Source organism: Gemmobacter megaterium (assembly GCF_900156815.1).
Taxonomy (GTDB): Bacteria; Pseudomonadota; Alphaproteobacteria; order Rhodobacterales; family Rhodobacteraceae; genus Wagnerdoeblera; species Wagnerdoeblera megaterium.
On the sequence record NZ_FTOT01000006.1, the window covers coordinates 1 to 17,882 of the forward strand.

Consider the following 17,882-nt stretch of genomic DNA (forward strand, 5'->3'; position numbering starts at 1 on the left):
ACACCGCGCTCGGCATCCCTGTCACAGAGCCCGTGGGATAAGTCTGTCCGGGGAAAGGGGAACCCCGGCCATCAGCCGATTTGTGCAACAGAGCCCATGGAACGCATCGATCGCGTGGTCCTCAAGAACGCGCGAGGCCATGCCTACTTCGAATACGGCGAGCCGAGGATGGAAGCTCCGCTCCGAGTCTGGGCTCGCCCATTGGAAAGCATGTCGGAATCCGAACGCGCGGAATTCGAAGGGCTACGGGCCGCGGGCGGCCTAGCCGCATGGCCCGAAGTAGGCAGTCGGATGACGACACGCATTGCCACCGGCCTAGACATGGACGGAGACTGGGTCGTCGTGCAAGACGGCACCTATCGTTACGCGGTCGACGATGCAGAAGGTCTGCGCGTGAGGTCAATTGTATGGGAATACCTTGCGACGGAGGTCCATTGGGAGTCCTAAGGGTTTGATCATCGCCGAGCGACAGCCTTCAAGGCAGTAAAAGCCTCGATTTTTGTAAAAGGGGGGTCTTAGAGGGCTATGGCGTAGACATAGTTCTCATCTTCACCCGGCGCGGCGCGCCATTTTCCTTAAGAGCTCACATCGTACATCCGCGTGAAGCAAGCTCTGTCGGATTCACTCCATGCACCGCCTCAGAAGACCTTGCCGCGCGCGCTGATCGGCCAGAGAGCTTCCACCTGGCCATTTCTGACGCAGACATACCAGTCGTGCAGGTTGCAGGTGGGGTCGCAGTGACCTGGCACCAATCGCAGGCGGTCATTAAGTTTCAGCGCGCCCTGCGGATCGGACAAGGTGCCATGTTCGTCGCTGCACCCGGTATAAGACACATCATCGCGCCCATATACGCGGGGCAGGCCGCTTTCCGCGCTCATCGCCTTGAGACCCGCATCGCAGACGGCCCTGCCAGGTAGCGGATGGCTCATCACGCTGGTCAGCACGAACAGGGCGTTGTCCCATTGGGTTTCGTCGATACGATGGCCTTCGGCATCACGGATGCGTCCGTAATCCGCATCCATGAAGGCATATGAGCCGCATTGCAGTTCGTTGTACACGCCCGACTCGGTCTCGAACTGGAACGAACCTGTTCCGGCGCCAGAAACCAGACCTGGCGGCAGGCCCGCCGCTTGCAGCGCCGAGACCACCGTTCTGACCAGTGCGATGGCAACATCTGCCTTTGCCTTGCGGTCCGCATGATGCTCCAGATGCTGCATTGCGCCCTGATACGCCTGGAGGCCGGCAAACCGCAGGCTAGGCGCGGCGTCGATGGCCTGTGCGAGGGCCACAGCCGCATTCGGGCCGGAAACACCGCAGCGGGCTGCCCCTACATCCACCTCGACCAGACAATTCAGCACCGTGCCGTGGCGCTGCGCCGAAGCCGACAGATGGGCCACATTGCCCAGATCATCCACGCAGACCGTGATCTGCGCGCCCAGCTTTGGCATCCGAGCCAATCGGTCAATCTTGGCCGCATCCGTCACCTGGTTGGACACCAGAATATCCGCCACGCCGGCACGGGCAAAAACCTCGGCCTCGGAAACCTTCTGGCAACACACGCCGACGGCGCCACCAAGCTCCATCTGCAATTTCAGCACATCAACCGACTTGTGCATCTTGCCATGGGCGCGATGCCGCATCCCATGCGTATGGGCGAAGTGACCCAGCTTTCGGATATTGCGCTCCAGCGCATCCATATCGAGGATCAGACAGGGTGTCTGAATCTCCGCCTCGGACATACCCGGCAATGCCGGAATATCGAACCCGACCTCATATCCGTCAAAGCTGCTCATCCCGGCCTCCTGCTCGCGTAGTGTTATGGGTCGCCTGCATGGAAAGGAAAGGCAATAGGCCAATGGAACGAGTTGCAGCCACCGGCCGGGAACGCCATGCTGCACAAGAAGGGCCACGCAACTTGCGCGCGCAAGTGAATCCGGCGGTCCAACCAGTGCCACCGCGGCGACGGCGGCTGGTCGAAAGGATGAAATGATGGCAGATCTGTGGGAACTCGATGCAACCGCGATTGCGTCTATGGTGCGACAGCGTGACATAACCGCCCGTGAGGTGACAGAGAGCGCGCTGGCGCGGCTGGCGGCTGTAAACCCCCGCGTGAATGCCGTTGTTCAGGAATTCCCCGACGAGGCGCTGGCGACGGCCGACCGCGTCGATGCCGCCATTGCCAATGGGCAGGATCCGGGGCCGATGGCGGGCGTTCCGGTGACGATCAAGGTCAACATCGACATGGCAGGTCACGCCAATACCAATGGGTTGCGGCTGCAGAAGGACCAGATTGCCGCCTCCAACAGTCCGGTGGCGGACAACTTTCTGCGCGCCGGTGCCATCATCATCGGGCGAACCAACACGCCTGCGTTTTCCATGCGCTGGTTTACCGACAACCAGTTGCATGGCCGAACCCTGAATCCTCATGACCCCTCGATCACACCTGGCGGATCCTCTGGTGGCGCCTCTGCCGCGGTCGCATCGGGCATCGGCGCCGTTGGGCATGGAAACGACATCGGCGGCTCGGTTCGCTATCCGGCCTATGCTTGCGGGATTCATGGGCTAAGGCCAAGCTTTGGGCGGGTTGCCGCCTTCAACGCCTCGGGCTCGGAGCGCAGCCTGGGCGCGCAGATCATGTCGGTTCAGGGGCCGCTGGCGCGCAGCATCGGCGATGTGCGCCTTGCACTGGCCGCCATGGCCGGGCCTGACATCCGCGATCCATGGTGGGTTCCGGCCCCGCTCGAAGGCCCCGCCTATCCGAAACGGGCAGCGTTGTGCATCCGCCCCGACGGGCTTGAAACCGTACCCGAGGTGGAGGCCGCGCTGCGCGAGGCCGCTGCCCGGCTAACGGATGCCGGCTGGACAGTGCGGGAGTTCGACGCACTTCCCCCCTTGCGCGACCTTGTTCCCCTGCAACTGGCATTGTGGTTCAGCAGCGACGGGATTGAAAACATGCGCGCGCTCGTGAACCGCGAGGGCGATCCCGGCGCCATGGCAACATTGCAGAACGTGCTGGGCAAGAACCTTGATGCGATGGATCTGCCGACCTATTCGTCCGTTCTTACACGCAGAGCGACGTATCTTCGGCAATGGATGGCCTTTTTCGAGGAGTGGCCGGCTGTGCTGATACCGAACTCTGCCCATTTGCCGATGCCGCAGGATTTTGACATTCAATCCGAAGCAACCGGCGCAATCACGGCCGAAATTCAGATGACGCAACTGGCCCTGCCGGTTCTGGGTCTGCCTGGCCTGTCGGTGGCGATGGACAAAGTGGGGCAGGTGCCCAACGGCGTGCAGATCATCGGAAGCCGGTTCCGTGAAGATATCCTTCTGGCGGCTGGCGATGATATCGCAAGCCGGGGTGCGCCCGTCCTGCCCGTCACGCCGGTGTAAAGGTCAACCCATATGTCCGAGGTGATGGTATTGGGCGCCGGCATGGTTGGTGTGTCCACTGCACTGGCCTTGCAGGCCGCAGGCCGGGCCGTCGTGTTGGTTGACCGGCAGGATCCAGGACGCGAAACCAGCTATGGCAACGCCGGGATCATCCAGGGCGAAGCGGTGGAGCCCTATGGACTGCCCAGGGATCTCGTCAGTTTGTGGAGGATCGTTCTGGGGCAGGACAATGCCGTAAGTTATCACCTGAACGCGCTCCCCTCGCATCTGGAGGTGCTATGGCGATACTTCCGCGCCTCTGCACCGGCGCGGCACCGTCACGCTTCGCAAACTTATGCAGGGCTGATACAGCGCGCGACCAATGACCATGCGCCGCTGATCGCGGCCGCAGGCGCTGACAAACTGATCCGCCGCGATGGCTTTCGCACTGCGGCGCGATCAGAGCGCCCATTCGCCGCGCAGGTTGCAGAAGCCGAGCGGCTGGAGCGCAGCTATGGCGTCCGCATCTCTGTCATGGATGGCGATGCGCTGGCCGCCGCGGAACCGGCGCTGAAGCTGCGTTTCGCAGGCGCGATCCATTGGCACGATGGCTGGACCTGTTCGGATCCCGGCGCATTGGTCGCCGCCTATGCCGATCTGTTCCGCGCGCGCGGGGGCAAGATCGCCTCTGCTGACGCCATGCTGCTGCAACAGGATGGCGCAGGATGGAAGCTGGGACCACATCAGGCGGCTGACGTTGTAGTGGCGCTTGGTCCATGGTCGCCAATGCTGCTTGCGCGCTTCGGGTACCGCATCCCACTGCTGCGGAAACGAGGGTACCACCGGCATTTCCGTGGTGGGGCGACCCTGGATCTTCCGATGATGGATACCTCGATCGCCACCGTCCTGGCGCCAATGGCCACCGGGCTGCGGGTCTTGACCGGCGCCGAACTGGCGAGGCCAGGCGCACCGCCCACACCGCGACAGTTGGCGCGCGCCGAAACCGCGGCACGGGAAATTCTCGACCTTGGCGATCAGGTCGAGTTGCAGCCGTGGATGGGAAACCGTCCTTGTATGCCCGACATGATTCCGCTGGTGGGGCAGGCGCCACGCCACCGGGGTCTCTGGTTTCACTTCGGCCACGGGCATCAGGGGTTCACCCTTGGCCCAACCACCGCCGCACTTCTTGCAGAGCATATGTCAAGCGGACGGGCGCCAATACCAGCATTGGATCCGGCGCGACGCACAGGTTAGCGCCCTGTCAAAGCGGCTTCTTGAAACCAAGATGGCTGGGCGCATAGCCCTGCCGTTCATAGAACGCATGAGCCCGCAGACGGTCCCGGTTGGTGGTCAACTGGATCAGGCCGCATCCAGCCGCACGGGCACGCGCCTCGGCATCGGCCATCAACAGCGAGCCGATTCCCGCACTGCGCAGGGTCGAGGCAACACGCACCGATTCCACCTGGGCCCGGCGCGAGGCCCGCAGCGAAAGACCCGAGATGAACGTCAGTTGATAGGTAGCGATGATGACGCCGTCCTGTTCGCCGACGATCAGGTGATTGTTGCCTTCGGCCGTCATTGCATCAAAGGCCGCGAAATAGGGGCGCGGATCCTCGCTTTCGCGCCGGGCGCCAAGATCATCGTCAGTCAGCAAGGCCAGAACCTGAGGCACATCGTCCCGCTTCGCCAGGCGCCAGATAATCATGCGGCAACCGTCGCCCGGACAAATTCAGCAATCATGTCTGCATCCTTCTTTCCCGGCGTGCTTTCCACACCGGACGAGACATCGACCTGCCGCGCGCCGGTCAGGTGAATCGCCTCTGCGACATTGGCCGCCGTCAGGCCACCCGCCAGCATCCATGGCCGCGTCCAGCGGCGGCCTGCAATCAGGCGCCAGTCAAAAGCCAGACCATTCCCCCCCGGCAGCGCCGCATCCTTTGGCGCCTTGGCATCCACCAACAGCATGTCCGAAACAGCGGAATACAGGTCGAGCGCCACCACATCCGCGGCATCGGCCACACCGACGGCTTTCATCACCGGCAATCCATAGCGGGCGCGGATCTGGCTAACGCGGTCAGGGGTTTCCTTGCCATGCAGTTGCAGGATGTCGATTGGCACGCTGGACAGAATGGCATCAAGCTGAGCGTCATCGGCGTCAACCGTCAACGCAACCTTCGCAAGTCCGACCGGCGCAAGAACGGCCAGTTCCCGCGCTGCCGAGATCGACAGGTGACGCGGCGAGCGAGCAAAGAAGACAAACCCACCATAGGCTGCACCTGCGCTTGCCGCTGCTTCCACATCTGCCGGAGTCGTCAATCCACAGATCTTGGCGCGCACTGGGCCCTGTGCGCCCAGATCCGCACCTGCCATCACCAACCGGACCGGCATGGTCAACCCGCCTTGCGCGGTGGGGTGTCAAGCAGGGCTATAACCTCGTCCTTCTTGTGCTGCGGCTGCGTGGTACGCCCCACCTCACGCCGTAGTTCCTGCACCTCGCGCGCACGGGCAGCGGCGGCGGCGCGGTGTTTGTGCTCGCGCAGCCATTCCCAGACGAAGCCGATCAGCACACCCACAATGATCCCGCCGAAGCCGACAAGGAAAAGTGGCAACCGTATCTGCCAGTCGATCCCGATCAGCTGAGCCAGATCTGCTGGCAGCGCATGAAGAACCACCGGCTCGCGGTTTGCCAGCGCCACAGAGATCAACCCAAGGGCGATTACCAGCAGCACCAGATAGCGCAGATATTTCATCATTCGTCGTCGTCCGGTCCCGTGTCATAGCCATTGAGGCGGTCACGCAGAAGCTTGCCCGTCTTGAAGAACGGCACGCGCTTTTCCTCGACCTCGACCGCCTCGCCAGTGCGGGGGTTGCGGCCGACGCGGGCGTCACGCTCCTTGACGGAAAACGCACCGAAGCCACGCAGTTCTACCCGATCACCTCGGGAAAGCGCAGAGATGACTTCCTCGAATACTGTGTTCACGATCCGCTCTACATGACGCTGGGTCAGGTGCGGGTTCTCGTCCGCGATCTTCTGGATCAGCTCGGAGCGTATCATTTGGTCCCCCGGTGTTGGAGTGGTCCTGTGTCCGGACCTGCCGAGACTATAGGCAGAAAATACGTGCTGACAAATACTAAAGCCAGATCATGCCCCTTGCAGGCAATCCATGGCGCACCCCGAATGAAAACGGCCCCGCAAATGCGGGGCCGCCCCATGGACCATGCGGCCCGTTCTCAGTTGCGATCGCCGCGAAGTGCCGCGCCGAGAATATCGCCCAGCGACGCGCCCGAATCAGACGAGCCGTACTGTTCCACGGCCTCTTTCTCTTCGGCGATCTCACGTGCCTTGATCGACAGGCCAAGACGGCGGGTCTTGGAGTCGATGTTGGTGACGCGAACGTCGATGTTGTCACCGACCTGGAAACGCTCGGGACGCTGGTCTGCGCGGTCGCGCGCCAGATCGGAACGGCGGATGAACGACTTGGCGCCGTTGTATTCCACCTCGATCCCGCCATCTTCGATGGCCGAAACGGCAACGGTGATCACCGAGCCACGTTTCACGCCATCAACGGCATCGGTGAAGGTATCGTCGCCCAAGGCCTTGACCGACAGCGAGATACGCTCACGCTCGACATCCACCTCGGACACGGCCGCGCGGACGACATCGCCCTTGCGGTAGTTCTGGATGGCATCCTCGCCGCGCTGATCCCACGACAGATCCGATAGGTGGACCATGCCGTCGATATCGCCTTCGAGGCCAATGAACAGACCGAATTCGGTGATGTTCTTGACTTCGCCTTCGATCTGGGTGCCGGGCGGATTGGTTTCGGCGAACACTTCCCACGGGTTGCGCATGACCTGCTTGAGGCCCAGCGACACGCGGCGTTTGGCGCTGTCGATTTCCAGCACCATGACGTCCACCTCTTGCGAGGTCGAGACGATCTTGCCGGGGTGCACGTTCTTCTTGGTCCAGGACATTTCCGAGACGTGCACCAGACCTTCGACACCGGCTTCCAGCTCGACGAATGCGCCGTAGTCGGTGATGTTGGTCACGCGGCCCTTGTGGACCGAACCCAGCGGATAGGTCTTTTCCACCACATCCCACGGATCGGTCTGGAGCTGTTTCATGCCCAGGCTGATACGATGGGTTTCCTTGTTGATCTTGACGACCTGGACCTTGACGGTCTCGCCGATTGCCAGAATCTCGGAGGGGTGGTTGACGCGGCGCCAGGCCATGTCGGTCACGTGCAACAGGCCGTCGACACCGCCCAGATCAACGAACGCACCGTATTCGGTGATGTTCTTGACCACGCCGTCGACGATCTGGCCTTCGGCCAGCTTGCCGATGATTTCGGCGCGCTGTTCGGCACGCGACTCTTCCAGGATGGCGCGGCGCGAGACAACGATGTTGCCGCGACGACGATCCATTTTCAGGATCTGGAAGGGCTGCTTCAGACCCATCAGCGGGCCGGCATCGCGCACGGGGCGCACATCGACCTGCGAGCCGGGAAGGAACGCAACAGCGCCGCCCAGATCGACGGTGAAGCCGCCCTTGACGCGACCGAAGATGGCGCCTTCGACGCGCTCTTCCTTCGCATAAGCTTTTTCAAGACGATCCCAGGCTGCTTCGCGCTTGGCTTTCTCGCGCGAGATGACAGCCTCGCCGCGGGCATTTTCCACGCGATCGAGATAGACCTCGACTTCGTCGCCGACATTGACGTCGGGCGCTTCGCCGGGATTTGCGAATTCCTTGAGGTCGATGCGGCCTTCCATCTTGTAGCCGACATCGATGATGGCCTGGCCCGCCTCGATGGCGATGACCTTGCCTTTGACAACCGTACCCTCGTCGGGGGTGTCAAGTTCGAAGCTTTCGTTAAGGAGGGCTTCGAATTCCTCCATGGTCGCTTTAGCGCACATGCAGATCAGTTTCCTTTTGGTCTGTTTCACTGGCCTTGCGGTTGGCTCCGCCGGTCTTTGGTTGGTCCTTGCAACGGCATGTGCCCGGTGGTCCGGGCACGAGAATCGCAGCATCTGGATTGCGCGCATTTAACGCGCCAGAGCCCGCGATACAAGGAAAAGACGCAATCCTGGTGAGACGGACCGCCAAGTTGGTCGGGGATCCCTACCATTGAGGCGCGAAAGGCTTCCTGCTAACACGGGCGCAACGTCGGTATTTCAGCAGGAGAGCACTATGGCCGAAGAAGCAGAGGCAGCGCCGCAGGTGCGGATGAACGTTGTCGCGCAGTATATCCGTGACCTGAGCTTCGAGAATGCGCTGGCCCAGAAAGGCCTCGCCTCGGGCGACGTACAGCCGGACATCCAGGTGCAGGTTGCACTGGACGCCAGCAAGCGCGCGCAGGACCATCAGTTCGAAGTGGTCCAGAAATACAAGATCACCGCCAAGAACAAGGTGAACGGCGACACGCTGTTCCTGATGGAGGTCGATTACGGCGGCGTGTTCCACGTCGAAGGCGTGCCTGAAGACCAGATGCATCCGTTCCTGCTGATCGAATGCCCGCGGATGCTGTTTCCGTTCGTGCGCCGCATCGTGTCGGACATGACCCGCGACGGCGGCTTCCCGCCGCTGAACTTGGACCCGGTGGATTTCCTGGGCCTGTACCGTCAGGAACTGGCACGCCGCGCACAAGCGGGCAACGCCTGATCCGATGCCATTGGGCGGGCCAGGGAGGTATATCCCCTGGCCCCCTGAAGTCGTGGGCGGCAGCGTCAGGGGTTAGATGGATCGTTTCCAGATGGCAGTGTCCCCCATACCTTCCACAAACGCGGCGTGAGCCGTTGCCTCTGCGTCTGTCAGGCGCGACCCAAGCGGCACCGGACGCGGGCGGGGACGCCAGTCGGTATCCGTCTGCGACAGATCTTTCTTGCGATCATTGATCGGAGCCAGAACAAGGTCAGGCTGACGACCGCCGATGAGCTCCAGATAGACCTCTGCAAGAATCTCGCTATCGAGCAAGGCCCCGTGCTTTTCACGGGCAGAGTTATCCACACCGAAACGTCGACAAAGCGCATCGAGCGAGGCCGGAGATCCTGGAAATTTACGCCGCGCCATGGCCAGGGTATCGACCACGCGATCCCACTGGAGATGCGTCAGACCGATGCGACCAAGTTCAAAGTTGAGAAACTTGATGTCGAACGCCGCATTGTGGATGATCAGCCGGGCATCGCCAACAAAGTCGAGAAACGCCTCCCCGATGTTGCGAAACACCGGATGGTTGCGCAGGAACTCTTCCGATAGCCCATGAACGGCGAAAGCTTCGGTCGGCATGTCGCGTTCAGGGTTGATATATTGGTGATAGGTTCGCCCGGTCGGCATGTGGTTGAACAACTCCACCGCACCAATCTCGACGATACGGTGTCCCTCTGACGGTTCGAAACCCGTCGTCTCGGTATCAAGGACGATTTCACGCATGTTTCAGGCTGGCCCGGATCTCTGACAGGATGGCCCTTACTTTCTCACGCGCGCCGTCCAGCGTCGAGGTGTCTATCACCCAGGTGGCACGGGCGCGTTTCTCGGCGTCAGGCATCTGGTTCGCCAGGATGCGGTCAAGATCCGCCTCTGTCATGGTACCACGGGCAAGAACACGCGCCCGCTGCACCGCCTGCGGGACGGAAACCACGGCGACACCATCGCACAGATCCGCAGATGTTCCCTCGAACAGCAGCGGGATATCGAGAAGAACAATATCGGCCTCGCTTCCCGCAAGAAAGGCCATGCGATCCTGAGCAACGAGCGGATGAACAATGCCCTCCAGCCGTTTCAGGACCGACGGATCTGCGGCGATTTCGGCCTTGAGGACTGAGCGGTCAATCGAGCCGTTCACCACTGCACGGGGAAACACCTCTGACAGTGGCGCGACAGCGGCACCACCAGCCGAATAGAGCCTGTGGACGGTGGAATCCGCGTCCCAGACAGGAATGCCCTCGTCAGCAAACATCTGCGCCGTGGTGGATTTTCCCATCCCGATACCACCCGTCAGCCCAAGGACAAATCGCGTCATGATGCAAGAACCGCTGCGCGGGTTTCTGAATCGACCGTCGGCCGTGTACCAAACCAGCGTTCAAAGCCGGGAACAGCCTGATGCAGCAGCATCCCCAGACCATCTACTGTGGTGCAACCTGCCTCCCGCGCCGCACGCAGGAAGGGGGTTTCCAGCGGGTTATAGACAATATCAGTCACAAGAGCATGAGGGTTGAGCGCATCAAGCGAAATGCGGAACTCGGATTTGCCGACCATGCCAAGTGACGTCGTATTCACGACAGTCATGGCATCGTCGAGCATACCACCGCCTTGGGTCCAATCCACCACCTGCACCCGTGCGCCGAAATCGGCACGCAGACTGTCGGCCCGTGGACGGGTACGGTTGGCGATCCGCACCTCCGGCACTCCGGCATCAAGAAGCGCGGACACCACAGCACGTGCCGCACCACCAGCGCCGAATACCGCCGCAGGACCAGCCGAGGGCAACCAGTGCGGCGCCTCTTGCTTGAGATTGTTCAAAAAGCCGATACCGTCCGTGTTGTCGGCGTGAAGCTTGCCATCCTTGCGAAAGATCAACGTGTTCGCAGCGCCGATAAGGGCAGCCCGGTCCGTCACGATATCGGCCAGGCCGATCATCGCCTCTTTGTGCGGAATGGTGACGTTGCAACCGACAAACCCAAGCTTGGGAAGCATCTGCAAGGCTGTGGCAAGATCAGCCGAGCTGACCTCCATCGGGATGTAGTGCCCGACAATGCCATAGCGGCGCAACCAGTACCCATGCAGCGCGGGTGAACGAGAATGCGCAATAGGTGATCCGATGACACCCGCCAGCGGAATGCGGTCCAGGGCAGCGACCGTCATGCCGGGATTATCCCTCGCTGCCCGAGATACCCCAGCAACGCCACCAGCGGTAGGCCGAGGACGGTGAAGTAATCGCCTTCGATCTGCGAAAACAGGCGGACACCTTCGGATTCAAGCTTGTAGCCGCCAACGCTGTCAAGCACCGCGCCTGAGTTTCGGATGATATAGCTGTCCAGATACTCTTGCGAAAAGTCTCGCATGGTCAAACGCACCTCCCCCACATGGCGCCATACGGGGCCACCAGCTTGGTATACCACGACCGCCGAAAGAAGTTTGTGGGTACGGCCCCGAAGAGCCGTCAACTGTGCCCGTACTGCATCAGGGGTTTCCGGCTTTGATAGCACTGTCCCACCAAGATCCAGCACCTGATCGCAACCGATCACAACCGATTCCGGGAACCGCGAAGCAAGCTTGGCGGCCTTCATCTCTGCCAGCATGTCGGCCTGGTCGCGGGGGCTGGCGCCCTCCGCCTGCAATGAGGCGCGCACCGCCTCCTCATCTATATGAGCTGGATGACATACAACCTCCAGCCCGGCATCGCGCAACAGCGCAGCGCGTATGGGAGAAGCGGAAGCAAGGACAAGCGAGGACATGGACGACTCTGTGGATATTCGCGGATTGTTCCGGTGTCAGAGTTTGGGACAGTCGGCCCGCGCCGACAAGATGGGAAAAATACCGCCGCTTCCGGCACCTGCTATGCCCAACAACCCACAGGTGCGCAAGTTGTCACATCCCTTGGGGATAACTTGCCCGACAGCGCATGTCCCTGATTTTATCCACAGGGCGAGATCACCGGAGATCACATCAAGCCTATGAAAAACATAGGATAAATACTAAGTGGCGCTGAAACACATATTTCGTCAACAAGATATGCACACAGGCGCTGGATGGGGATTAATAGGCGGGCATCGCGTGATTTCCAGTTTTCCACTGCCCCTACTATCATCTACATCCTATCTTAAGACTCTATATTTAAGAGGATAGAATGACTGACCTTCTCGCCATCGCCTATCCTTGGACCAAGGCGATGCATGTCGTTTCTGTGATCTCCTGGATGGCCGGGCTATTCTACCTGCCACGCCTGTACGTTTATCACGCTGAACAGGTACAGGCAGGGTTGGTCCAGGCCGAAGACCTGTTCCGTACGATGGAACGCCGGCTGCTGCGGGCAATCATGAACCCAGCTTTGGTCGCAACCTGGATCTTTGGTCTGTTGCTGGTGGCAACGCCAGGTATCGTTGACTGGTCTATGGTCTGGCCTTGGGCCAAAGCAGGCGCGGTCCTTGCCATGACCTGGTTTCACATGTGGCTTGCTATTCGCCGCAAGGAGTTCGAGGCGGGGCAGAACACAAGATCCGGTCGAACCTATCGGCTGATGAACGAAGTTCCAACCTTGCTGATGCTGATCATTGTCTTTGCCGTCATCGTGAAGTTCTGAAAACATTGACTCACCCTGCCTCCCGGTGTAGCGGGGTGGCTGGAGGCCGTCCGGCCAAACCGTTTCCCGAATGATACCCGATGTGCTGCCCCATGGGCGGCGCCCGTTTGCGTTGAGGGCCTGCCATGACCGAGCAGTTGAAACTTTCAGATCTTAAGGCCAAGACACCCGCCGATCTTCTGGCGATGGCAGAAGAGTGGGAGATCGAGAACGCCTCGTCCATGCGCAAGGGCGAGATGATGTTCCAGATCCTCAAGGAACATGCCGAAGAAGGTTTCGAGATCGGTGGCGATGGTGTTCTGGAAGTGCTTCAGGACGGTTTCGGGTTCCTGCGCAGCCCAGAAGCCAACTATCTGCCGGGACCGGACGACATTTACGTCTCTCCGGACATGATACGTCAATGGTCGCTTCGGACCGGGGATTCCGTTGAAGGGGTGATCCAGGCGCCTCGTGAGAACGAACGCTATTTCAGTCTTACCAAGGTGACGCGGATCAACTTTGACGATCCCGAAAAAGCCCGCCACAAGGTTCACTTTGACAACCTGACCCCGCTTTATCCCGACGAGCGATTGAAGATGGAAATCGAGGATCCGACGATCAAGGATCGCTCGGCTCGGATCATTGATCTGGTGGCACCGATCGGCAAAGGGCAACGGGCTCTTATCGTGGCGCCGCCGCGTACGGGTAAGACGGTGCTGTTGCAGAACATCGCGCGGTCGATCGAGGTGAACCATCCAGAGTGTTACCTTATTGTCCTTCTGATCGACGAACGCCCCGAGGAAGTGACCGACATGCAGCGGTCCGTGAAGGGTGAGGTCATCTCGTCAACCTTTGACGAACCGGCAACCCGTCACGTTGCCGTGGCAGAGATGGTGATCGAAAAGGCTAAGCGCCTGGTCGAGCATAAGCGAGATGTTGTGATCCTTCTGGATTCCATCACAAGACTTGGTAGAGCATTCAACACCGTCGTTCCGTCTTCGGGCAAGGTTCTGACGGGTGGTGTAGACGCAAATGCCCTTCAACGGCCCAAGAGGTTCTTTGGCGCGGCGCGGAATATCGAAGAAGGTGGGTCTCTGACGATCATCGCGACTGCGCTGATTGATACAGGAAGCCGGATGGACGAAGTCATCTTCGAAGAGTTCAAAGGAACCGGCAACAGCGAGATTGTTCTGGACCGCAAGGTCGCAGACAAGCGAATCTTCCCGGCGATGGACATCCTGAAGTCTGGAACCAGGAAGGAAGAGCTTCTGGTTGCAAAGAACGATCTCCAGAAAACCTATGTGCTGCGACGTATCCTGAACCCGATGGGGACGACAGATGCGATCGAGTTCCTAATCTCCAAGTTGAAGCAGACCAAGACAAACTCGGAATTTTTCGACTCCATGAACAGCTGAGGTCTGCAAAATGGACACGATCTATGCCCTGGCATCGGCGCGGGGCAAGGCCGGGGTTGCGGTTGTCCGGATTTCCGGACCGCAAGCCATGTGTTCGTTGTTGCCGGTTGTTGGATCCTTCGGTCCGCCGAGAGTTGCCGCGCTACGTGCCCTGAAGGACGGTGACGCGATCCTGGATCACGCTCTGGTGATCTGCTTTGAGCAGGATCGGAGCTTCACCGGAGAGACGGTTGTTGAGCTTCACTTGCACGGTAGTCAGGCCATAGTGCAGGCAGTGTTGGCGTTGCTTGGTGGTCTGTCTGGATTTCGACTTGCCGAAGCTGGAGAGTTCACGCGCAGGGCGCTGGAGAATGGTCGTCTGGATCTGGCGCAAGTCGAAGGTCTCGCGGATCTGATAGAGTCCGAGACAGAGATGCAGCGGCGCCAGGCGATGCGGATATTTTCCGGCGAGTTGGGCAAGAGATCCGAGATCTGGCGGCAAAAACTGCTGCGCGCAGCCGCGTTGACCGAAGCCGTCCTGGATTTTGCAGACGAAGAAGTTCCGACCGATGTACGGCCAGAAGTCCTGGCGCTTGTTGGCGATGTACTGGATGATCTGCGGGCGGAGCAAGATGGCTATGCTGTAGCGGAACGCATTCGGGACGGTTTCGAGGTTGCCATTCTCGGTGCCCCCAATGCCGGGAAGTCGACACTGCTGAACCGGCTTGCCGGCCGCCAAGCTGCGATCACATCCGAGTACGCTGGCACGACCCGTGATGTCATCGAGGTTCGTATGGACCTGCGGGGACTTCCTGTTACGATTCTCGATACGGCGGGTCTGCGAGAAACGGATGATCCTGTTGAAGCGATAGGCGTTGCGCGTGCGATAGAGCGGGCGAATACCGCCGATTTGCGGGTTTTCCTGTTGGGTGGAGAGGGTGACTCTCTGCCAGTTCATCCCTTGGTTGACGACATCGTGGTGCAGGGCAAAGCAGATACGATAATGGCTGACGGTCTGTCGGTATCTGGCCGGACAGGGCAGGGTGTTGATGTTCTGGTTGATCGGATAGCGTCTGTACTGGAACAGCGTGCAGCATCTTCCGCGACCATCACCCGGTCACGGCATCGGCAAGTGGTTGATCAGTCGGTAGAGGCTTTGGAATCGGCGCGAGAGGTGTTATTGAACGGCCACGAAGGCGATGAAATCGTCGCAGATGCGCTGCGGCTGGCCATCGGCTTCATGGATGATCTGGTCGGGCGGATTGGCGTGGAAGATCTCTTGGGGGAGATCTTTGCTTCGTTCTGTATCGGGAAGTAGGGATTGTTTCACATGAAACACTATGACGTCATTGTCGTCGGCGGTGGCCATGCCGGAACAGAAGCTGCGGATGCAGCGGCTCGTCTTGGCGTGCGCGTTGCGCTTGTAACCATGCGCGCAGATCGCATTGGCGTCATGTCCTGCAACCCTGCTATTGGCGGATTGGGCAAGGGTCATCTGGTCCGAGAGATAGATGCGCTGGATGGATTGATGGCACGTGCCGGAGACCGTGCGGGCATTCAATATCGTCTGTTGAATCGCAGGAAGGGACCGGCGGTGCAAGGCCCGCGAATCCAGGCGGATCGGGAGTTGTATCGTACAGCCATCCAGGAATTTCTGCGCAACCGTGTAGGTCTGGATATCCTAGAGGCAGAAGTCTCGGGATTTATCCTTTCCGGCGAAGCGATTGAGGGAGTCATCCTTCATGATGGCAGCAGACTGGCGGCCGGGGCGGTCGTACTTACCGCCGGAACCTTTCTGAATGGCGTGATGCATGTCGGCCCGAGGCAAGAACAAGGCGGCAGGGTCGGGGATTCTGCGTCGAACAGCTTGGCGGATATGCTTCGCGAGATTGCCACAGGACGAGGGCGCCTGAAGACAGGAACACCGCCGCGGCTTGACGGACGTACGATCAACTGGGATGTGGTCGAGCGCCAGCATGGCGATGACTGTCCAGTCATGCTGTCCTTCCTCAACAGATTGCCACTCGTTCCGCAGATTTCTTGCGGGATTACCCATACAAACGCCGCCACGCATGAGATTGTCCGCGAGAATCTCGACAAGTCGGCAATGTACGGTGGGTTCATAGAAGGCGTCGGACCAAGATACTGCCCTTCGATTGAGGATAAGATTGTTCGGTTCGCGGACAAGGATAGTCATCAGGTGTTTCTTGAGCCGGAAGGCTTGAACGACACAACTGTGTATCCCAATGGCATTTCGACATCTCTGCCTGCCGACATTCAAGAGCGATATGTCCGATCCATCAGGGGTCTGGAGCAGGTCGAGATACTTCAGCCAGGATATGCGATTGAGTATGACTATTTCGATCCTTGCGGGCTGACGCGTACATTGGCGGTTCGAAGCATGAAGGGCCTGTTCTTTGCAGGCCAGATCAATGGGACAACGGGGTATGAGGAAGCCGCAGCGCAAGGCTTGCTGGCAGGTTTGAATGCGGCCCGTCACGCGCGCGGTGCGGAAGGCGTGGTCCTTCAGCGCACCGATAGCTACATCGGGGTGATGATTGACGATCTGGTTACCCGCGGCGTGACCGAGCCATACCGGATGTTCACCTCCCGAGCAGAATACCGCCTTAGCTTGCGCGTGGACAATGCTGATCAGAGATTGACCCCGTTGGGGATCGCCTTGGGTTGTGTTGGGCCTGACCGGACTTTGTCTTTCAACAAAAAACTTGAGGATCTGAACGCTGCCCGGAACAGCCTCGATAGCGGCAAGTTCAGTCCCAACGAGCTTGCAGCAGTGGGCATCAATGCAAACAGAGATGGCGTTCGTCGTTCGGCGCTTGATGTTCTGACATTTCCGGATGTGACATTGGCTCAGATTGCCGCACTTGTCCCGGCTGTTGAGGATATTGCGCCAGAGATTATTGAACAGCTCCAGAAGGAAACGCTCTATTCGGCCTACCAGGATCGTCAGCAAGCTCAGCTTGAGGCGGTTCGCCGCGACGAGAATTGGACCATTCCGGTGGATTTTGACTTCTCGGCTGTCGTAGGGCTCTCTAACGAGCTTCGGCAGAAGCTGAATCGAAGCCGACCCGAGACCCTGGCCCAAGCTTCCCGCATCGAAGGGATGACTCCGGCGGGATTGGCGTTGATTCATCTTCGACTGAAGGCAGCAAGCGTTGCACCGCCGCGGGTAGCGATGAGATGATCCGGCAGCATCTTTCCGAGATGTCGGGGATCGAGCTTTCTGAGGTCACGGTTTCCAAGCTCGAAGCGTTTCGGGACTTGGTCCTCAAATGGAATCCTCGGATCAATCTCGTGTCGCGCGCATCCTTGGCTGACCTTTGGACGAGGCATATCGCTGATTCCGCTCAACTTTATCGCTATGCCTGTAATGTCTCCGGAACGTGGGCAGATCTTGGATCCGGAGGCGGCTTTCCTGGTGTCGTGCTTGCGGTTCTATCCACGCAGGCGCACCCGGCTCGCCAGTACAGATTTGTCGAATCTGATCAGCGCAAGGCTGTTTTCCTGCGCGAGGCTGTTCGGGTCACGGAGTGCCGAGCCAGCGTTGTCTGTGATCGGATCGAACAGGTAGACCCGATGAATGCGGATGTCGTAACTGCACGCGCCTTGGCATCTTTGCCCGATCTTCTTGGTTTGGTTGCGCGGCATTTGCGTTCTGATGGTCTGGCTATCCTGCCGAAGGGCGCCAACTACAAACTCGAACTTGATGCTGCGCGTGCGAACTGGGCTTTCGATGCGCAGGTTCATCCTAGTATCACGGACCCTGATGGTCACATCCTCCAGGTCGAGGGTCTGAAAGAGCGATTGGAAGATCGGTAGT

At 59.8% G+C, this 17,882-nt stretch carries 19 protein-coding genes; 9 read left to right on the forward strand and 10 right to left on the reverse strand.

The genetic code is table 11. The annotated features are described in order from the left end of the window. The first annotated feature begins 96 nt into the window (after positions 1-96). Positions 97-447: a hypothetical protein gene (locus BW970_RS13840; RefSeq protein WP_076532388.1), complete on the forward strand. Its 351-nt coding sequence runs from the start codon at positions 97-99 to the stop codon at positions 445-447. Positions 448-638: 191 nt separating this feature from the next. Here BW970_RS13840 and bhcC read toward each other — a convergent pair whose 3' ends face one another. After that, positions 639-1,793 carry a 3-hydroxy-D-aspartate aldolase BhcC gene (gene bhcC / locus BW970_RS13845; RefSeq protein WP_076532390.1) on the reverse strand — a complete coding sequence of 385 codons (1,155 nt, stop codon included), beginning with the start codon at positions 1,791-1,793 and terminating at the stop codon, positions 639-641. A 196-nt stretch (positions 1,794-1,989) separates the two neighbouring features. On the opposite strand from bhcC, the gene BW970_RS13850 reads away from it, so the two are divergent. Beyond that, a complete protein-coding gene (locus BW970_RS13850) occupies positions 1,990-3,393 on the forward strand; it encodes an amidase family protein (RefSeq protein ID WP_076532921.1) in 1,404 nt (467 codons plus the stop codon). Between the two features lie 12 nt (positions 3,394-3,405). Further along, a complete protein-coding gene (locus BW970_RS13855) occupies positions 3,406-4,626 on the forward strand; it encodes an NAD(P)/FAD-dependent oxidoreductase (RefSeq protein ID WP_076532392.1) in 1,221 nt (406 codons plus the stop codon). A 7-nt stretch (positions 4,627-4,633) separates the two neighbouring features. On the opposite strand, the gene BW970_RS13860 is transcribed toward BW970_RS13855, so the two are convergent. The 5 genes from BW970_RS13860 to rpsA all read right to left on the reverse strand — a co-directional run bounded on the left by BW970_RS13860 (position 4,634) and on the right by rpsA (position 8,286). Beyond that, complete coding sequence (locus BW970_RS13860; protein ID WP_076532394.1) at positions 4,634-5,077, reverse strand: GNAT family N-acetyltransferase; 444 nt, start codon at positions 5,075-5,077, stop codon at positions 4,634-4,636. Next, positions 5,074-5,760 carry a phosphoribosylanthranilate isomerase gene (locus tag BW970_RS13865; protein ID WP_076532396.1) on the reverse strand — a complete coding sequence of 229 codons (687 nt, stop codon included), beginning with the start codon at positions 5,758-5,760 and terminating at the stop codon, positions 5,074-5,076. The genes BW970_RS13860 and BW970_RS13865 overlap by 4 nt, the downstream gene beginning before the upstream one ends. A 2-nt stretch (positions 5,761-5,762) precedes the next feature. Next, positions 5,763-6,125, reverse strand: coding sequence for a LapA family protein (locus BW970_RS13870; RefSeq protein ID WP_371870137.1), 363 nt, complete (start codon positions 6,123-6,125; stop codon positions 5,763-5,765). Beyond that, a complete protein-coding gene (ihfB, locus tag BW970_RS13875; RefSeq protein ID WP_076532399.1) occupies positions 6,122-6,427 on the reverse strand; it encodes an integration host factor subunit beta in 306 nt (101 codons plus the stop codon). The genes BW970_RS13870 and ihfB overlap by 4 nt, the downstream gene beginning before the upstream one ends. Positions 6,428-6,603: 176 nt before the next feature. Next, complete coding sequence (gene rpsA, locus BW970_RS13880) at positions 6,604-8,286, reverse strand: 30S ribosomal protein S1 (RefSeq protein WP_076532401.1); 1,683 nt, start codon at positions 8,284-8,286, stop codon at positions 6,604-6,606. Between the two features lie 274 nt (positions 8,287-8,560). On the opposite strand from rpsA, the gene secB reads away from it, so the two are divergent. Further along, positions 8,561-9,031, forward strand: a complete 471-nt coding sequence (gene secB / locus BW970_RS13885; RefSeq protein WP_076532404.1) for a protein-export chaperone SecB — start codon at positions 8,561-8,563, stop codon at positions 9,029-9,031. A gap of 72 nt (positions 9,032-9,103) precedes the next feature. Here the strand turns inward: secB and dnaQ are convergent, their stop codons facing one another. Genes dnaQ through BW970_RS13905 form a run of 4 tightly spaced genes read right to left on the reverse strand, consistent with a single transcriptional unit; the run spans position 9,104 to position 11,823 of the window. After that, positions 9,104-9,799: a DNA polymerase III subunit epsilon gene (gene dnaQ / locus BW970_RS13890; protein ID WP_076532406.1), complete on the reverse strand. Its 696-nt coding sequence runs from the start codon at positions 9,797-9,799 to the stop codon at positions 9,104-9,106. After that, positions 9,792-10,388, reverse strand: a complete 597-nt coding sequence (gene coaE, locus BW970_RS13895) for a dephospho-CoA kinase (RefSeq protein WP_076532408.1) — start codon at positions 10,386-10,388, stop codon at positions 9,792-9,794. The genes dnaQ and coaE overlap by 8 nt, the downstream gene beginning before the upstream one ends. Further along, complete coding sequence (locus tag BW970_RS13900; protein WP_076532409.1) at positions 10,385-11,230, reverse strand: shikimate dehydrogenase; 846 nt, start codon at positions 11,228-11,230, stop codon at positions 10,385-10,387. Before BW970_RS13900 ends, coaE begins: the two co-directional genes overlap by 4 nt. Continuing rightward, positions 11,227-11,823: a Maf family protein gene (locus BW970_RS13905; protein WP_076532411.1), complete on the reverse strand. Its 597-nt coding sequence runs from the start codon at positions 11,821-11,823 to the stop codon at positions 11,227-11,229. Before BW970_RS13905 ends, BW970_RS13900 begins: the two co-directional genes overlap by 4 nt. A 392-nt stretch (positions 11,824-12,215) precedes the next feature. Here BW970_RS13905 and BW970_RS13910 point away from each other — a divergent pair, with 392 nt between their 5' ends. The 5 genes from BW970_RS13910 to rsmG all read left to right on the forward strand — a co-directional run bounded on the left by BW970_RS13910 (position 12,216) and on the right by rsmG (position 17,881). Next, positions 12,216-12,668, forward strand: coding sequence for a CopD family protein (locus tag BW970_RS13910; protein ID WP_076532413.1), 453 nt, complete (start codon positions 12,216-12,218; stop codon positions 12,666-12,668). A gap of 125 nt (positions 12,669-12,793) precedes the next feature. Further along, positions 12,794-14,062, forward strand: a complete 1,269-nt coding sequence (gene rho, locus BW970_RS13915) for a transcription termination factor Rho (RefSeq protein ID WP_076532415.1) — start codon at positions 12,794-12,796, stop codon at positions 14,060-14,062. Between the two features lie 10 nt (positions 14,063-14,072). Continuing rightward, complete coding sequence (gene mnmE / locus BW970_RS13920) at positions 14,073-15,359, forward strand: tRNA uridine-5-carboxymethylaminomethyl(34) synthesis GTPase MnmE (RefSeq protein WP_076532417.1); 1,287 nt, start codon at positions 14,073-14,075, stop codon at positions 15,357-15,359. A 12-nt stretch (positions 15,360-15,371) separates the two neighbouring features. Next, entirely contained in the window at positions 15,372-17,246 is a 1,875-nt protein-coding gene (gene mnmG, locus BW970_RS13925; RefSeq protein WP_076532418.1) for a tRNA uridine-5-carboxymethylaminomethyl(34) synthesis enzyme MnmG, read from the forward strand. Beyond that, positions 17,243-17,881, forward strand: a complete 639-nt coding sequence (gene rsmG, locus BW970_RS13930; RefSeq protein WP_076532420.1) for a 16S rRNA (guanine(527)-N(7))-methyltransferase RsmG — start codon at positions 17,243-17,245, stop codon at positions 17,879-17,881. Before mnmG ends, rsmG begins: the two co-directional genes overlap by 4 nt. The last annotated feature ends 1 nt before the right edge of the window (position 17,882 follow it).

Bases quoted from the DNA above. Each gene is read 5' to 3' on its own strand.
- rsmG (WP_076532420.1), top strand. From the start codon at position 17,243: ATGATCCGGCAGCATCTTTCCGAGATGTCGGGGATCGAGCTTTCTGAG.
- secB (WP_076532404.1), top strand. From the start codon at position 8,561: ATGGCCGAAGAAGCAGAGGCAGCGCCGCAGGTGCGGATGAACGTTGTC.
- BW970_RS13850 (WP_076532921.1), top strand. From the start codon at position 1,990: ATGGCAGATCTGTGGGAACTCGATGCAACCGCGATTGCGTCTATGGTG.
- BW970_RS13855 (WP_076532392.1), top strand. From the start codon at position 3,406: ATGTCCGAGGTGATGGTATTGGGCGCCGGCATGGTTGGTGTGTCCACT.
- BW970_RS13860 (WP_076532394.1), bottom strand. From the start codon at position 5,077: ATGATTATCTGGCGCCTGGCGAAGCGGGACGATGTGCCTCAGGTTCTG.
- BW970_RS13905 (WP_076532411.1), bottom strand. From the start codon at position 11,823: ATGTCCTCGCTTGTCCTTGCTTCCGCTTCTCCCATACGCGCTGCGCTG.
- coaE (WP_076532408.1), bottom strand. From the start codon at position 10,388: ATGACGCGATTTGTCCTTGGGCTGACGGGTGGTATCGGGATGGGAAAA.
- ihfB (WP_076532399.1), bottom strand. From the start codon at position 6,427: ATGATACGCTCCGAGCTGATCCAGAAGATCGCGGACGAGAACCCGCAC.
- BW970_RS13900 (WP_076532409.1), bottom strand. From the start codon at position 11,230: ATGACGGTCGCTGCCCTGGACCGCATTCCGCTGGCGGGTGTCATCGGA.
- BW970_RS13910 (WP_076532413.1), top strand. From the start codon at position 12,216: ATGACTGACCTTCTCGCCATCGCCTATCCTTGGACCAAGGCGATGCAT.
- rpsA (WP_076532401.1), bottom strand. From the start codon at position 8,286: ATGTGCGCTAAAGCGACCATGGAGGAATTCGAAGCCCTCCTTAACGAA.
- bhcC (WP_076532390.1), bottom strand. From the start codon at position 1,793: ATGAGCAGCTTTGACGGATATGAGGTCGGGTTCGATATTCCGGCATTG.
- BW970_RS13870 (WP_371870137.1), bottom strand. From the start codon at position 6,125: ATGATGAAATATCTGCGCTATCTGGTGCTGCTGGTAATCGCCCTTGGG.
- rho (WP_076532415.1), top strand. From the start codon at position 12,794: ATGACCGAGCAGTTGAAACTTTCAGATCTTAAGGCCAAGACACCCGCC.
- dnaQ (WP_076532406.1), bottom strand. From the start codon at position 9,799: ATGCGTGAAATCGTCCTTGATACCGAGACGACGGGTTTCGAACCGTCA.
- mnmE (WP_076532417.1), top strand. From the start codon at position 14,073: ATGGACACGATCTATGCCCTGGCATCGGCGCGGGGCAAGGCCGGGGTT.
- mnmG (WP_076532418.1), top strand. From the start codon at position 15,372: ATGAAACACTATGACGTCATTGTCGTCGGCGGTGGCCATGCCGGAACA.
- BW970_RS13865 (WP_076532396.1), bottom strand. From the start codon at position 5,760: ATGCCGGTCCGGTTGGTGATGGCAGGTGCGGATCTGGGCGCACAGGGC.
- BW970_RS13840 (WP_076532388.1), top strand. From the start codon at position 97: ATGGAACGCATCGATCGCGTGGTCCTCAAGAACGCGCGAGGCCATGCC.